Here is a 14,867-nt window from a genome sequence, read left to right as displayed (position 1 = left end):
GGCGTCCACGGCCTAGCATCGACGGATGACCGATACGGCGAGGACGGCCCGCGCCGGCGTCCCCGAGCGTCCGACCCTGGACGGCATCGAGGAGACCTGGGCGCGCCACTGGCAGGAGGACGGCACGTACGCGTTCGACCGCTCGAAGGAGCGCTCGGACGTATACGCGATCGACACCCCGCCGCCGACCGTATCCGGCGAGCTGCACATGGGACACGTCTTCTCGTACACGCACACGGACACGGTGGCCCGGTTCCAGCGGATGCGCGGCCGGACGGTCTTCTACCCGATGGGCTGGGACGACAACGGCCTGCCCACCGAGCGTCGGGCGCAGAACGTGTACGGGGTGCGCTGCGACCCGGCCCTGCCGTACGACCCGTCCTGGGTGCCGCCCGCCGCCCCGGTGAACGAGGCGGCCCGGAAGGACCCGACGTCGATCTCCCGGCAGAACTTCATCGAGCTGTGCGAGCTGCTGACGGTCGCCGACGAGGAGGTCTTCGAGGCGCTGTGGCGGCGGCTCGGGCTGTCGGTGGACTGGTCGCTGACGTACACCACCATCGGCTGGGTGGCCCGGGCGACGTCGCAACGGGCGTTCCTGCGGAACCTGGCCCGGGGCGAGGCGTACCAGGCGGAGGCGCCGACGCTCTGGGACGTCGGGTTCGCCACCGCGGTGGCCCAGGCGGAGCTGGAGGACCGGGAGCGGCCGGGCGCCTACCACCGGCTGCGGTTCACCGGGCCGGACGGGCGGGAGGTGCTGATCGACACCACCCGGCCGGAGCTGCTGCCGGCCTGCGTGGCGCTGGTCTGCCACCCCGACGACGAGCGGTACGCCGACCTGGTGGGCGCGTCGGTGCGTACCCCGATCTTCGGGGTCGAGGTGCCGGTGCGCGCGCACCCGCTGGCGGACCCGGCCAAGGGCACCGGCATCGCGATGGTCTGCACCTTCGGCGACCTGGCGGACGTGACCTGGTGGCGCGAGCTCCAGCTCGACACCCGGGTGGTGATCGGCCGGGACGGCCGGCTGCTGCCCGAACCGCCGGCCGGCGTGCCGGCGGAGCCGTACGCGGCGCTGGCCGGGCAGACGGTCAACGGCGCCCGGCGGACCATGGTCGAGATGCTGGCCGACGCGGGCGACCTGGTCGGCGAGCCGCGCCCGATCACCCACCCGGTGAAGTTCTACGAGAAGGGCGACCGCCCGCTGGAGATCGTCTCCACCCGCCAGTGGTACCTGCGCAACGGCGGCCGGGAGCCGCGGCTGCGGGCCGAGCTGCTGGCCCGCGGCGCCGAGCTGCGCTGGGTGCCCGAGCACATGAAGCACCGGTACGACCACTGGGTGGGCGGGCTGACCGGCGACTGGCTGGTCAGCCGGCAACGCTTCTTCGGGGTGCCGGTGCCGGTGTGGTACCGGCTCGACGACGCTGGCGAGCCGGACTGGTCCCAGCCTCTCACCCCGGACGAGGCGCTGCTGCCGATCGACCCGTCCAGCGACGCCCCGGCCGGTTTCGACGAGGCGCAGCGCGGCGTGCCGGGCGGTTTCATCGGCGACCCGGACGTGCTGGACACCTGGGCGACCTCATCGCTGACCCCGCAGATCGTCGGCGGCTGGGAGACCGACCCGGACCTGTTCGCCCGGGTCTTCCCGATGGACCTGCGCCCGCAGGGCCAGGAGATCATCCGGACCTGGCTCTTCGCCTCAGTGGTCCGGTCCCACCTGGAGCACGGCCTGCTGCCCTGGCGGGACGCGGTGCTCTCGGGCTGGATCCTCGACCCGGACCGGAAGAAGATGTCCAAGTCCAAGGGGAACGTGGTCACCCCGATGGCGCTGCTGGAGCAGCACGGCTCCGACGCGGTGCGGTACTGGGCGGCCAACGGCAAGCCCGGCATGGACCTGGCCTTCGACCCGGCCCAGATCAAGGTCGGTCGGCGGCTCGCCACCAAGCTGCTGAACGCGTCCAGGTTCGCCCTCGGGCTGGGTGCCGCGGGCGCGTTGCGCGCCCCGGCGACCGAGCCGCTGGACACCGCCATGCTCGCCGAGCTCTCCGGCGTGGTCGCCACCGCGACGTCCGCCTTCGAGGGGTACGACCACACCGCGGCGTTGCAGGCCACCGAGGCGTTCTTCTGGCGGTTCTGCGACGACTACATCGAACTGGTGAAGGAGCGCGCCTACGGCACCGGGCCGGGGGCCGACTCGGCCCGGGCGGCGCTGGCGACCGCGCTCTCGGTGCAGTTGCGGCTCTTCGCGCCGGTGCTGCCCTTCGTCACCGAGGAGGTCTGGTCGTGGTGGCGGTACGGCTCGGTGCACCGGTCGCCCTGGCCGACGACGTACGAGGTGGGGCGGGCCGTCCAGGGTCCCGGTGACCCGGAGCTGCTGCGGCTGGCCTCCGACGCGCTCAGCCAGGTGCGCCGGGCCAAGTCGGAGCGGAAACTGTCGATGAAGGCGGAAGTGCCGCTGGCCGAGGCGCTCGGCCCGGCCGCCCTGCTCGACCAGCTCACGCTGATCGCCGACGACCTCCGCGCCGCCGGCCGGATCGCGAAACTCGACCTGCTCCCCGACCGCACCCCGGACCTGGTCATCGCCTGCGCCTTCTGACGGCGCGTCGCCCGCGCCCCGTTCCTCGGGGCGCGGGCGACCCGGTCAGCTCGTCTCGCCGGCCACGCTGAACGAGCGGAGGCGGTCGATGGCCAGGACGGTGAAGCCGACGCTCACCAGAGCGGTGAGCACCGCGGCGACCGGGACGGAGACGGTGGTGGAGAGCAGCGCGGTCGGGGCCGTCCGGTCGGCGAGGGCGATCACCCACTGCTGGATCGAGAGCACCTTCGTGCCGCTGACGAAGTTGCCGAGCAGCCCCTCCCAGATCAGCACGTAGACCAGGCCGAGCAGGACCGGTCGCCGGGTGACCAGGCTGAGCGCCAGGAACAGCGCCGAGTACGCCAGCGCGCCGAGCGTCGAGGCGGCGGCGAGCGCCAGGCCGAGGCGTACCGAATCGGCGAGCACGCCCGCGACGTAGAGCGGGACGGCGACGGTGACCGCGCTGACCCCGGTCGCCACCGCGAGCTTCGGCAGCACGATCTGCCACCGCGGCAGCGGCTTGGTCAGGATGTGCACCACCGTGCCGTCGTCGATCTCGGCGCCCAGCACGCCGGTGCCGACGATCAGCGCGACCACCGGCAGCACCACGGCCAGGCCCAACCCGACCAGCACCGGCGGCCCCCACTGGCCCGGGTCCACCCCCAGCGATCGGCAGAGCACGGCCAGCGCCACCAACACGACCGGGAGCGGCAGCAGCATCAGGAACCGGCGCCGGCCGAACAGCCCACGCGCGGTGATCCAGGAAACGGTCCACATGGTCAGGCCCCCACCAGGTAGGAGAAGACGCTCTCCAGGGATTCGTCCTCGGGCGTCAGCGCGCGGACCCGGATGCCCCGGGCCAGCGCGATCTTCGGCAGCGCCCGGGTGAAGGCGCCGTAGTCGCCGGCCCGGACGGTCAGGCCGGTACGGTCCAGCTCGACGCCGGTGACGGACGGTTCGGCCATCAGCGCCACCGCGAGCGCCCGGTCGTCGGTGGAGCGGACGCCGAACACGTGCGGCCGGTTGGTCATCAGCCGGCGGATGGTCCGGAAGTCGCCGGACGCGGCCAGCCGGCCGGCCACCATCACCTGCACGGTGCCGGAGACCTGCTCGACCTCCTCCAGGATGTGCGAGCTGAACAGGATGGTCCGGCCGGCGTCGCCGAGGGAGTGCAGCAGCCCCATCATGTGCAGCCGCTGCCGCGGGTCCATCCCGTTGAACGGCTCGTCGAGCAGCAGCACCTGCGGGTCGTGCACCAGCGCCGCGGCCACCCGGGTGCGCTGGCGCATCCCCTTGGAGTACGTGCCGATCCGCCGGCCCTGCGCGTCCTCCATCTCCACCAGCGCGATGGCCCGGCGCGCCGCCGCCTCCGGGTCGGGCAGCCGGTGCAGCTTCGCGCTGGCCAGCACGAACTCGTACGCGGTGAGGAAGGTGTGCACCGCCTCCCGCTCGCTGACCAGGCCGAGCCGCCGGTAGACGCCGGGGTTGCGCCAGGTCGGCGTGCCGTCCAAGGCGACCGTGCCCCGGGACGGGGCGAGGAAGCCGGCCATCATGTGCAGCAGGGTGGTCTTGCCGGCGCCATTCGGGCCGAGCAGGCCGGTGACCCCCGGGCCGAGGCGCATGGTGACGTCGTTGACCGCCACCACATTGCCGTACCAGCGGGAGACGCCGGACAGGTCGAGCGTGCTGGTGGCGGTGGCCGGCGGGGCGCCCGCGTCGAGCGTGGTCATCGGGTGGCCACCTTCCGGTATCGCAGCAGCAGCAGGGTGACGCAGGCGGCGACCAGCAGGACGGCGGCGACCCCGTAAAGGGGGCCGAAGTCACCGATCGGGATTCCGCCGCCCTGGCCCTCGGGCACCAGCAGGTCGCCGAGCGCCCAGGTGCCCACCCCGCCGACGAGCGTCGAGGGCGAGGCGAGGAAGGCCAGCTCGTTGACCGTCCGGGACGGCATGATCGACAGGACGCCGACGACCGGCGCGGTCATCAGGAACACCGCCACCACGCCACCGGCGGCGAACGCCCGCTTGCCGGTGAGCGAGGCGACCAGCAGACCGACCGCGCCGAAGACCACCGCCCAGAGGCCGGCGTACAGCAGCCCGGGCAGCAGGTCGAGCAGCTCGTCCCAGACCCCGCGCATCCCGTTGTTCGTGGTGAACGCCGCGCCCAGGAACATCACCAACTGCGGGCCGCCGAGCAGCAGCCAGAGCGCGCTGACCAGGGCCAGCAGCTTGGCCAGCGCGTAGTCGCCGCGCGGCAGCGGCCGGGAGAAGTACAGCGGCAGCACGCCGCTGCGCAGGTCCCGGGAGACCAGCTCGGGGGCGGCCACCGCGACGAAGAAGATGACCAGCCAGCTCATCGCGTCGGCGAACTGGGCGTACGTCATCACCACCTGGCCGATCTGGCTGCGGACCGCGGTGACCCCGGCCGCGACCAGGGTGACGATGGCGACCACCAGCCAGGGGAAGATCTTCGCCTTGGCGGTGCGGCCCAGCCCGAAGGCGGTCCGCAGGCCGTGCAGGTAGAGCGCGCCGAAGACGTGCCGGCGGCCCAACCGGGGGCCGGTGTAGCGCTGGTAGCCGATGTCGTGGATGACGCCGGTCGGCTCAGACATGGCTGGGCTCCCTCGTGGCGAAGAGTTCGGCCACCCGGTGCCGGCGCTGGTCCAGCCGGTGCAGCGGCAGGTCCAGCTCGGCGACCGCGCCGAGGATCAGGTCGTAGGTGGCGTCGTCGGCGAGCGGGACGAGCAGCAGCCGCCCCTCCCGGGCCACCGGCAGGTCGAGCGCGGCGAGCCGGGCCGCGAGGTCGTCCGTACCCTCGCTGACCTCGACCGCGAGGACGTCGGTGGCCGACGTCATCGCGGCGATGCGGTCGGCGCGGAGCAGCCGGCCGCCGTCGACGGCGACCAGCGTGTCGCAGATCCGCTCCACCTCGCCGAGCAGGTGCGAGCAGACCAGCACGGAGATGCCGAACTCGGTGCCGATCCGGTGGATCAGGGCGAGCATGGCGTCCCGGCCGGCCGGGTCGAGGCCGTTGGTCGGCTCGTCCAGGAGCAGCAGGTCCGGGTCGTGTACCAGGGCCTGGGCGAGCTTGACCCGCTGCTTCATCCCGGTGGAGTAGCCGCCGACCGGGCGGTAGCGCTCCTCGTAGAGGCCGACGTGGCGCAGCGCCTCGGAGGCGCGTTCGCGGGCCACCGTCCGGGGCAGGCCGCTGATCCGGCCCAGGTGGGTGACCAGCTCGGCGGCGGAGAGGTCCGGCGGAAGGGCGTCGTGCTCGGGCATGTAGCCGACCCGGGCCCGGACCGCCGCCGGGTCGGTGGTCGGGTCGAGGCCGAGCACGGAGACCCGGCCGCTGGTGGGCGGGAGCAGGCCGAGCAGGATCTTGATCAGGGTGGACTTGCCGGCGCCGTTCGCGCCGACCAGGCCGATGATCCCCGGCTCGACCGATACCGTGAGGTCGGCCAACGCGGTGACCCGACCTCCGTACGTCTTGGTCAGCGACTCGGTCGCGATCAGTGTCACGCTGCTCAGCCTAGGAAGTGGAGGCTCGTCGGGACATCAGGCGCGCCCCTGATCCTCGCCCGGTCTCCACTAGGGGTCGCCCCGGGGGGCCGGCCGACCAGCCGGATCGCCCACCCGTTCGGCCCGGGCGAACGGCGGGTGGCCGGCAGGTGGAGTGGCGCTCTCGACCGATCGCCGGTGGGCTGCGAAACTGTGTGCCGGCCGGTGAGTTGGGGGTTAGATGAGCAACGGGTGGGTGCTGCCCGAGGACGTGCTGCGGGACGCTCCGGCGTACGCGCCACGCGTCAGTGAACTGGCCGACCTGGAGTTGCTGCTGACCGGGGCGTACGCCCCGTTGACCGGCTTCATGACCCGCGCCGACCTGGCCTCGCTGAGCCGGCGGGGCCGGCTCGCCGACGGGACGCCCTGGCCCGTACCGGTGACCCTGCAGGTGCCGGCGGCGCTCGCCGACGGCCTGGCGCTGGAGGACCCGCTGCGCCGGGCGCTGGTGCTCACCGACGGCGAGGGCGCCCCGGTGGCGGCGATGGACGTGACCGACGTCTGGCCGGCGCGGGACGGCACGGTCGGCGTGGGCGGCGCGGTCGGCCGCCTCGGCGACGGCGGGCACGGGCCGTTCCAGCGGCTGCGCCGTGGCCCGGACGAGGTCAAGGGGCTGCTGCCCCCGGGCCGGGTGCTCGGGGTCTTCGCCGACCGTCCGCTGCACCGGCCGCAGCTCGCGCAGATCGCGCACGCCGCCCGCACGCTCGGCGCGCACCTGCTGGTGCTGATCCCGGTGGGTGAGGAGGCGACCGGTGGGCTGCCGGCCGAGGCGCTGGTGCGCAGTGTCTTCGCCGCCCGGGACCGGATGCCCCCGGCCACCCTGGTGGCGGTGCCGCTGGCCCGGCGGCGCGACGAGATCAGCGACGCGCTGCTGCGGGCCCGGGTCGCCGCCGCGTACGGGGTGACCCACCTGCTCTCCACCGGCGAGATGCTCTCCGGCGCCGGCCTGCGGGTGCTGGTCCCCCGCGAGCTGGCCTACGACAACCGGGACGGGCAGTGGCGCTGGCGGGAGGACATCCCGCCGCGCAACCGGCGGCTGGCGCTGACCCAGGAGGAGATCGACGACCTGCTGGACCGGGGCTTCCCGCTGCCCGAGTGGCACACCCCGCCGGCGGTGGCCAAGGAGCTGGTCCGGGCCCGCCCGCCGCGCCGGCACCGGGGCCTGGTGGTCTTCTTCACCGGGCTCTCCGGGTCCGGCAAGTCGACCATCGCCCGCGGCCTGGCGGACGCGCTGCGCGAGGGCGGCGACCGGACGATCACCCTGCTCGACGGGGACGTGGTGCGCCGGGAGCTCTCCGCCGGGCTGACCTTCAGCAAGGCCGACCGGGACCTCAACGTGCGCCGGATCGGCTGGGTGGCCGCCGAGATCGCCCGGCACCGGGGGGTGGGGATCTGCTGCCCGATCGCCCCGTACGCCGCCGCCCGGGCCACCGCCCGGGAGATGGCGCACGCCACCGGGGCGGGGTTCCTGCTGGTCCACGTCGCCACCCCGCTGGAGGTGTGTGAGCAGCGCGACCGCAAGGGCCTGTACGCCCGCGCCCGGGCCGGCCTGCTCACCGGGATGACCGGCATCGACGACCCGTACGAGGAGCCGACCGACGCCGACCTGGTGGTGGACACCACCGAGCTGACCATCGAGGAGGCGGTCCAGGTGGTGATGAGCCACCTGACCGAGACCGGCTGGGTGGAGCCCCGCCTCCAGTCCGCCTGACCCGCCCGGCGTCCCGCCGCGCCCGCCGCCCGGCCCCGCCGCCGCCCGACTTTCGTCCCGGCCCGCCGCCGCCCGCCCCGCCCCCGGTCCGCTCGTCGGCCGGCCGGCGGGGACGGGCGGCGGCGCCGTTTCGCCGCAGGTCTCCTTCCGTCGTGCCCTTCTGCGCGCTAGTGTTCGTCTTTGTTGGAACACGTTCGACCGCGTGGACACGTGGTCGCGGAACCCGGAGGTACGGCGGATGCTGGCGCGGCAGCGGCAGACGGCCATCCTGGAGCGGGTCCGCAGCGCCGGCGGCGTGCGGGTCACCGAGCTGGCCGCCGAGCTCGGTGTCTCCGACATGACCATCCGACGGGACCTGGAGACGCTGCACGAGCAGGGCCTGCTCGCCAAGGTGCACGGCGGCGCCACCCTGGCCGGACCGGGCTCCACCGACGAGCCCGGCTTCCGCGCCAAGTCGGTCCGCCAGTCGGCCGAGAAGGGGGCGATCGCCACCCGCGCCGCCCAACTGGTCCCGCCCGGCGCCGCGATCGCCCTGTCGGCCGGTACGACCACGGCGGAGCTGGCCCGCCGCCTGGTCGACGTGCCGGCGCTGACCGTGGTGACCAACTCGCTGCCGGTCGCCGAGATCCTGCACGTGGGCGGGCGTCCGGACCAGACGGTGGTGCTCACCGGCGGCGTCCGAACGCCCTCCGACGCGCTGGTCGGCCCGCTGGCCGTGGCCGCCATCGGGTCGCTCCACCTGGACCTGCTCTTCCTCGGCGTGCACGGGATCAGCGAACGAGCCGGCTTCACCACGCCGAACCTGATGGAGGCGGACACCGACCGGGCCCTGGTGGCGGCCGCCGACCGGCTGGTCGTCCTCGCCGACCACACCAAGTGGGGCACGGTGGGGATCTCCTCCATCGTCGGCCTGGACGCCGCGGACGTGCTGGTCACCGACGACCGGATGGCACCGGAAGCACGACGGGTACTCGACGAGAAGGTGGGTGAGCTCGTGATCGTGCCGGGCACGGGACGGCCCACGGAGGAGACGGCGGAGTGAAGCGTACGCAGATCGAGCTGGCCGACGGCCGTGAGCTGATCTACTTCGACGAGCGGGACGACGCGGTCCGCGACCAGCCGGACCGGCGCGAGCTGCCCCCGCCGCCGCCCGCCTCCCAGCTGCGCCACGACCCGCTCACCGACGAGTGGGTGGCGGTGGCGGTGCACCGGCAGACCCGCACCTTCCTGCCCCCGGCCGACCAGTGCCCGCTCTGCCCGTCGACGGCCGACCGGCTCAGCGAGATCCCGGCCCCCGACTACGACGTGGCGGTCTTCGAGAACCGCTTCCCGTCGCTGAGCCAGCGGGTGGCCGAGGAGCCGGCGGAGATCACCCCGTTCACCCCGGTCCGGCCGGGGCGCGGCCGGTGCGAGGTGGTCTGCTTCACCGACGACCACAACGCCTCCTTCGCCGGCCTGCCGCCGCGCCGGGTGCGGACCGTGCTGGACGCGCTCGCCGACCGGACCGCCGCGCTGGGCGAGCTGCCCGGGGTGGAGCAGATCTTCCCGTTCGAGAACCGGGGCGTGGAGATCGGCGTGACCCTGCACCACCCGCATGGTCAGATCTACGCGTACCCGTTCGTCACGCCGCGGACCCGGTCGATGCTGGCCGCCGCGCGGCGGCACGCCGAGCGGACCGGCGGCAACCTCTACGCCGACGTGCTCGCCGCCGAGCGGGCCGCCGGGGAGCGGGTGGTGGCGAGCAACGAGCACTGGACGGCGTACGTCCCGGCTGCTGCCCGGTGGCCGTTCGAGGTGCACGTCGCCCCGCACCGGCCGGTGCCGGACATCCCGGCGCTCGACGACGCCGAGCGGGACGCCTTCGGGCCGCTCTACCTGGACGTGCTGCGCCGCTTCGACGGGCTGTTCGACCTGCCCATGCCGTACATCGCGGCCTGGCACCAGGCGCCGGTGCGGATCGACCGCGACCTGGGGCACCTGCACCTGCAGCTGTTCAGCATCCGGCGCGCCAGGGACAAGCTGAAGTACCTGGCCGGCTCCGAGTCCGGAATGGGCGTCTTCATCAACGACATCGCCCCCGAGCGCGCCGCCGAACTCCTCCGCGCCGCCTGAACCCGACGCGGAAGGCGGGGGAACAGGGCGCGGGGGGCCCGGGACAGGGCCCCCCGCAGGGAAGGGACGGCTGGCTGTGCGCGACAGCCGGGAAGGCTGGCTGATCGGCACTCGGGCCGCGAGGCGACCGCGGTCAACCTTCCTGGACGGGACTGGCATCACGTCCACCTAGCTCAACGACCCGCCAACGCGCCAGTGACGCGCACCCCGGTCGGGCCGGACGGGACGCGGCGGGCGCGTGGGGCCGTGAGCGTCCGCCCGGGTACGACGGAGCCCGCCGGCGGGTGCCGGCGGGCTCCGTCGGTGACGCGGGGCGGAATCAGGCGTTGATCTTGCGCGCCAGGTTCTCGTCGAGCGCGTTCATGAACTCGTCCGTGGTCAGCCACGGAGCGTCCCGCGAGATGAGCAGCGCGAGGTCCTTGGTCATCTGACCACCCTCGACGGTGTCGACGATGACCTGCTCCAGGGTGTTGGCGAACTCGGTGACCGCCGGGGTGCCGTCCAGCTTGCCCCGGTGGGCCAGGCCCCGGGTCCAGGCGTAGATCGAGGCGATCGGGTTGGTCGAGGTCTTCTCGCCCTTCTGCCACTGCCGGTAGTGCCGGGTGACCGTGCCGTGCGCGGCCTCGGCCTCGACCGTACGGCCGTCCGGGGAGAGCAGGACGGAGGTCATCAGGCCGAGCGAGCCGAAGCCCTGCGCGACGGTGTCGGACTGCACGTCACCGTCGTAGTTCTTGCAGGCCCAGACGTAGCCGCCCTCCCACTTGAGCGCGGCGGCGACCATGTCGTCGATCAGCCGGTGCTCGTAGGTGATGCCGGCGGCGGCGAACTGGTCCTTGAACTCCGCCTCGAAGACCTCGGCGAAGATGTCCTTGAACCGGCCGTCGTACGCCTTGAGGATGGTGTTCTTGGTGGACAGGTAGACCGGGTAGTTGCGGTCCAGGCCGTAGCGGAACGAGGCCCGGGCGAAGTCCCGGATCGACTCGTCGAAGTTGTACATGCCCATGGCGATGCCGCCGCCGGGGAAGTTGGCGACCTCCATCTCCATCGGGGTGCCGCCGTCGGCCGGGGTGTAGGTGATGGTCACCGTGCCCGGGCCGGGGACGACGAAGTCGGTGGCCTTGTACTGGTCACCGTGGGCGTGCCGGCCGATGATGATCGGCTTGGTCCAGCCGGGGACCAGCCGCGGCACGTTGGACATGATGATCGGCTCGCGGAAGACGACGCCGCCGAGGATGTTGCGGATCGTGCCGTTCGGCGACCGCCACATCTTCTTCAGGCCGAACTCCTCCACCCGGGCCTCGTCCGGGGTGATGGTCGCGCACTTGACGCCCACGCCGTGCTGCTTGATGGCGTTGGCGGCGTCGACGGTGACCTGGTCGTCGGTCTCGTCGCGGTGCTGGATCGACAGGTCGTAGTAGTGCAGGTCGACGTCGAGGTACGGCAGGATCAGCTGCTCCCGGATCTGCTTCCAGATGATCCGGGTCATCTCGTCGCCGTCGATTTCCACGACCGGGTTGTTTACCTTGATCTTCGCCATCGGCCGGCGCTCCTCTCGGGGGACACTTGCTCAAGCAGTACGAGCGTACTGGAAACTGGCCGGGGTGCCCCAGCCGGCCTCGGTCGGCCGGGAATCGGGGTGTACGGCGCAGGAGATCGCTGGCAGCATCACCGGATGCCACTGAGCCGCACCCTCGGGTCTATCACGGTCACCGCCCTCACCGACGGCGAGGGCCGGTTCTTCCAGCCCCGGGTCGAGGCGTTCCCGGACGCCACGGAGGCGGACTGGCGCGAGGCCGACCGGCGCGATCCCGCGTCGGTGACCGCTCAGGGAGGGTGGTGGCTGCAGTTCCGCTGCTTCGCCCTACGCGCCGGCGACGGGCCGGTCACCCTGGTCGACGCCGGGATCGGCCCGGCCGACTCCCCCGCCGCGAGCTGGGCGCCGGCGCCCGGCCGGCTGCCGGAGGAACTGTCCGCCGCCGGCATCGACCCCGCCGACGTGCGCACCGTGGTCCTCACCCACCTGCACAGCGACCACATCGGTTGGGCGGTGGCCGGCGCGCCCGGCCACCCCTACTTCCCGAACGCGGACCACCTGGTGCAGCGGGCCGAGCTGGACGCGTTGGAGCTGTTCCACCCCGAGCTGCCGGCCCGGCTGGTCGGTCCGTTGCGCGCCGCCGGCCAGCTCCGGGTGGTCGACGGTGACACCCCACTGACCCCGGGGGTACGCGCGCTGAGCACCCCCGGCCACACCCCCGGCCACCAGTCGGTGCTGGTGGAGGCGACCGACGAGCGCCTGCTGATCACCGGCGACCTGCTGGTCCACGCCATCCAGCTCGTCGACCCCGACCTGGCGTACGCCCACGAGGAGGACCCGGCCACCGCCCGCGCCTCCCGCACGACCCTGCTCCGCACCCTCACCGCGCACGGCCCCGCCCTCCTCGCCACCCCCCACCTGGGCACCCCCTTCGTCGCCCTCTGACCCGGCCCCACCCCACCCGGGCCCCGGGCGGGAGCCGGGCGGGGGCGGGAGGGGTGGGAACGGCGGAGGGGCACGCCGGCGGGTGCCGGCGTGCCCCTCCGTGGGCTGAGCTCGGGTCACATGTTGGCGACGTCGGCCTGCTTGGCGCGGACGGCCTCGGCGGCCGCCTTGAGGCTGGCCAGCTCGTCGGCGTCAAGGTCGGTCTCGACGATCCGGCGGATGCCCTCGCGGCCGATCTCGGCCTCGACGCCCAGGTAGACGCCGGAGATGCCGTACTCGCCGTCGACCCAGGCGCAGACCGGCATGATCTCGCCAGAGTCCTCGGCGACGGCCTTGGCCATCCGGGCGGCGGCGGCCGACGGGGCGTAGTACGCCGAGCCGGTCTTCAGCAGGGCGACCACCTCGGCGCCACCGTTGCGGGTCTTGACGACCAGCTCCTCGATCTGCTCGGCGGGCATCGCCTCACGCAGCGGCTTGCCGTTGACGGTGCTCTTGGACGGCACCGGCACCATGGTGTCGCCGTGCGAGCCGAGGGTGAGGGTCTTGACCGACTTCACCGGTACGTTCAGCGCCTCCGCGACGAAGTTGGTGAACCGGGCGCTGTCCAGCATGCCGGCCTGGCCGAGCACCCGGTTCTTCGGGAACTGGGTGGCGAGCTGGGCCAGCGCGGTCATCTCGTCGAGCGGGTTGGAGACGACGATGACGACCGCGTTCGGGGCGTACTTGGCGACGTTCTCGGAGACCTGGCGAACGATCTTGGCGTTGGTCTCCAGCAGGTCCATCCGGCTCATGCCCGGCTTGCGGGGCAGCCCGGCGGTGATGACAACGACGTCGGAACCCTCGATGGCCTCGTAGCCCTCGCCATTCGGGCCGGTGGTGACGCCCACGACCTTGGTCTCGAAGCCCTCGACCGCGCGCGACTGGTTGAGGTCCAGCGCGAGACCCGCCGGCTTGCCCTCCACGATGTCCGTGATCACGACGGTGTCGAAGATGTCGTACTCGGCCAGGCGCTGTGCGGTGGTGGAGCCGTAGAACCCGGCGCCGACGACAGTGACCTTCTTACCCATGGTCGTCCCACTCCCTGATACCAGTCGGTTTTCCGGACCGTATCAGCCATCCTGGCACCGATCGGGCCAGGGGCGGACGGTTATGACGCGCTTGGGCGTAACGACACACCGCCCCGGGCGGATCAGCCGCGCTCGGCGCGCTCGACGACGTTGGTCAGCAGCATCGCCCGGGTCATCGGGCCGACGCCGCCCGGCATCGGCACCAGCGCGCCGGCAACCTCGGCCACCTCGGGATCCACGTCGCCGGTGTAGCGGCCCTTGCCGTCCGCGCCGATGACCCTGGTGATACCGACGTCGACCACGGTGGCGCCCGGGGTGACCATGTCGGCGGTGAGCAGTCCCGGCACGCCGGCCGCGACGATGACGATGTCGGCCGCCCGGGTGTGCGCGGCGAGGTCCAGGGTGCCGGTGTGGCAGAGGGTCACGGTGGCGTTCTCGCTGCGCCGCGTCAGCAGCAGGCCGAGCGGGCGCCCGACCGTGTTGCCCCGGCCGACCAGGGCGACCTTGGCGCCGCGCAGCGCGACGTCGTACCGGCGAAGCAGCTCGACGATGCCGCGCGGGGTGCAGGGCAGGGGGCCCTCGTAGCCGAGCACCAGCCGGCCCAGGTTGACCGGGTGCAGCCCGTCGGCATCCTTGTCCGGGTCGATCATCTCCAGCGCGCGCTGGGTGTCCAGGTGGGCCGGGAGCGGCAGCTGCACGATGTAGCCGTGGCAGGCCGGGTCGGCGTTGAGCTCGGTGAGCACCTCGTCGAGCTGGGCCTGGGTGGCGTCGGCGGGCAGCTCCCGCCGGATCGAGGCGATGCCCACCTCGGCGCAGTCCCGGTGCTTGCCGTTGACGTACGCCTGGGAGCCGGGGTCGGCGCCGACCAGGACGGTGCCCAGTCCGGGGGTGATGCCCCGCTCCGCGAGCGCCTTGACCCGTACCCGCAGCTCGTCCTTGATCTCCGCCGCGGTCGCCTTGCCGTCCAGGATCGTCGCCGTCACGCACCGATCGTCTCACGTGCGCCGGCCGGCGGGCCGACGACGGCAAACCGTGACTATCCGTCACGTGGGCAGAGTCACTCACAGTAACAAAATGTGGTGCGCGCCACACAACGGGACGGACAGCCGATCATGAACCGGCGTAGACCGGACGGCGCGCCCGCAAGACCCCGAACACCCTCGATGGCTCTCGAAGGGCGCGGCAACACGGTCCGAGCAACGCCACTGACCAGCATATCTGGGACTTCCTCATAGCACGGCCAGCGAGCGCCGACAAGACCTGGGGCCCCAGTCCGTTACGCCTTCGCAACGCTCTCGTTGCCGAACCGCCTCCGACGACCTACCGTTACCCATCGTTGCGCAGCGTCACCCAACGGCGGGCCTGACTGCGC

The 14,867-nt window shown here is 73.0% G+C and carries 12 protein-coding genes; 5 read left to right on the top strand and 7 right to left on the bottom strand.

The window, feature by feature from the left end; translation table 11 throughout:
* The first annotated feature begins 25 nt into the window (after positions 1 to 25).
* On the top strand, positions 26 to 2,590 hold the full coding sequence (valS, locus tag GA0070613_RS13545; RefSeq protein WP_089012629.1) for a valine--tRNA ligase: 2,565 nt from the start codon (positions 26 to 28) through the stop codon (positions 2,588 to 2,590).
* Between the two features lie 45 nt (positions 2,591 to 2,635).
* Here the strand turns inward: valS and GA0070613_RS13540 are convergent, their stop codons facing one another.
* From GA0070613_RS13540 to GA0070613_RS13525, 4 genes are read right to left on the bottom strand one after another with little or no spacing between them, the layout of a single operon-like run.
* Positions 2,636 to 3,346 carry an ABC transporter permease gene (locus GA0070613_RS13540; RefSeq protein ID WP_089012628.1) on the bottom strand — a complete coding sequence of 237 codons (711 nt, stop codon included), beginning with the start codon at positions 3,344 to 3,346 and terminating at the stop codon, positions 2,636 to 2,638.
* A 2-nt stretch (positions 3,347 to 3,348) separates the two neighbouring features.
* Positions 3,349 to 4,299: an ABC transporter ATP-binding protein gene (locus tag GA0070613_RS13535; RefSeq protein ID WP_089012627.1), complete on the bottom strand. Its 951-nt coding sequence runs from the start codon at positions 4,297 to 4,299 to the stop codon at positions 3,349 to 3,351.
* Positions 4,296 to 5,180 (bottom strand): ABC transporter permease, encoded by an 885-nt coding sequence (locus GA0070613_RS13530; RefSeq protein WP_089012626.1) that lies wholly within the window; start codon positions 5,178 to 5,180, stop codon positions 4,296 to 4,298. Before GA0070613_RS13530 ends, GA0070613_RS13535 begins: the two co-directional genes overlap by 4 nt.
* Positions 5,173 to 6,087 carry an ABC transporter ATP-binding protein gene (locus tag GA0070613_RS13525; RefSeq protein ID WP_089012625.1) on the bottom strand — a complete coding sequence of 305 codons (915 nt, stop codon included), beginning with the start codon at positions 6,085 to 6,087 and terminating at the stop codon, positions 5,173 to 5,175. Before GA0070613_RS13525 ends, GA0070613_RS13530 begins: the two co-directional genes overlap by 8 nt.
* Before the next feature lie 220 nt (positions 6,088 to 6,307).
* On the opposite strand from GA0070613_RS13525, the gene cysC reads away from it, so the two are divergent.
* From cysC to galT, 3 genes are all read left to right on the top strand, one after another.
* Positions 6,308 to 7,837 (top strand): adenylyl-sulfate kinase, encoded by a 1,530-nt coding sequence (gene cysC, locus GA0070613_RS13520; RefSeq protein WP_089012624.1) that lies wholly within the window; start codon positions 6,308 to 6,310, stop codon positions 7,835 to 7,837.
* A gap of 238 nt (positions 7,838 to 8,075) precedes the next feature.
* Positions 8,076 to 8,879 (top strand): DeoR/GlpR family DNA-binding transcription regulator, encoded by an 804-nt coding sequence (locus tag GA0070613_RS13515; RefSeq protein WP_089015924.1) that lies wholly within the window; start codon positions 8,076 to 8,078, stop codon positions 8,877 to 8,879.
* Positions 8,876 to 9,949 carry a galactose-1-phosphate uridylyltransferase gene (galT, locus tag GA0070613_RS13510; protein WP_089012623.1) on the top strand — a complete coding sequence of 358 codons (1,074 nt, stop codon included), beginning with the start codon at positions 8,876 to 8,878 and terminating at the stop codon, positions 9,947 to 9,949. Before GA0070613_RS13515 ends, galT begins: the two co-directional genes overlap by 4 nt.
* A 319-nt stretch (positions 9,950 to 10,268) precedes the next feature.
* Here galT and GA0070613_RS13505 read toward each other — a convergent pair whose 3' ends face one another.
* Positions 10,269 to 11,486, bottom strand: a complete 1,218-nt coding sequence (locus GA0070613_RS13505; protein WP_089012622.1) for an NADP-dependent isocitrate dehydrogenase — start codon at positions 11,484 to 11,486, stop codon at positions 10,269 to 10,271.
* 135 nt (positions 11,487 to 11,621) lie between these two features.
* Here GA0070613_RS13505 and GA0070613_RS13500 point away from each other — a divergent pair, with 135 nt between their 5' ends.
* A complete protein-coding gene (locus GA0070613_RS13500; protein WP_089012621.1) occupies positions 11,622 to 12,428 on the top strand; it encodes an MBL fold metallo-hydrolase in 807 nt (268 codons plus the stop codon).
* A gap of 116 nt (positions 12,429 to 12,544) precedes the next feature.
* Here GA0070613_RS13500 and mdh read toward each other — a convergent pair whose 3' ends face one another.
* Positions 12,545 to 13,495: a malate dehydrogenase gene (mdh, locus tag GA0070613_RS13495; RefSeq protein ID WP_089012620.1), complete on the bottom strand. Its 951-nt coding sequence runs from the start codon at positions 13,493 to 13,495 to the stop codon at positions 12,545 to 12,547.
* A gap of 122 nt (positions 13,496 to 13,617) precedes the next feature.
* Positions 13,618 to 14,478 (bottom strand): bifunctional methylenetetrahydrofolate dehydrogenase/methenyltetrahydrofolate cyclohydrolase, encoded by an 861-nt coding sequence (locus GA0070613_RS13490; RefSeq protein WP_089012619.1) that lies wholly within the window; start codon positions 14,476 to 14,478, stop codon positions 13,618 to 13,620.
* Positions 14,479 to 14,867: the final 389 nt, after the last annotated feature.

The sequence above is a fragment of the Micromonospora inositola genome (genome assembly GCF_900090285.1).
In the GTDB taxonomy this organism is placed as follows: domain Bacteria; phylum Actinomycetota; class Actinomycetes; order Mycobacteriales; family Micromonosporaceae; genus Micromonospora; species Micromonospora inositola.
Note: the sequence above shows the minus strand (reverse complement) of the source record. Positions and strands in the feature narration are given on the sequence as shown.

Excerpts from the sequence above, each read along its gene's own strand:
- GA0070613_RS13540 (WP_089012628.1), bottom strand. The coding sequence starts at position 3,346 with ATGTGGACCGTTTCCTGGATCACCGCGCGTGGGCTGTTCGGCCGGCGC.
- GA0070613_RS13505 (WP_089012622.1), bottom strand. The coding sequence starts at position 11,486 with ATGGCGAAGATCAAGGTAAACAACCCGGTCGTGGAAATCGACGGCGAC.
- cysC (WP_089012624.1), top strand. The coding sequence starts at position 6,308 with ATGAGCAACGGGTGGGTGCTGCCCGAGGACGTGCTGCGGGACGCTCCG.
- GA0070613_RS13535 (WP_089012627.1), bottom strand. The coding sequence starts at position 4,299 with ATGACCACGCTCGACGCGGGCGCCCCGCCGGCCACCGCCACCAGCACG.
- valS (WP_089012629.1), top strand. The coding sequence starts at position 26 with ATGACCGATACGGCGAGGACGGCCCGCGCCGGCGTCCCCGAGCGTCCG.
- GA0070613_RS13515 (WP_089015924.1), top strand. The coding sequence starts at position 8,076 with ATGCTGGCGCGGCAGCGGCAGACGGCCATCCTGGAGCGGGTCCGCAGC.
- mdh (WP_089012620.1), bottom strand. The coding sequence starts at position 13,495 with ATGGGTAAGAAGGTCACTGTCGTCGGCGCCGGGTTCTACGGCTCCACC.
- GA0070613_RS13530 (WP_089012626.1), bottom strand. The coding sequence starts at position 5,180 with ATGTCTGAGCCGACCGGCGTCATCCACGACATCGGCTACCAGCGCTAC.
- GA0070613_RS13500 (WP_089012621.1), top strand. The coding sequence starts at position 11,622 with ATGCCACTGAGCCGCACCCTCGGGTCTATCACGGTCACCGCCCTCACC.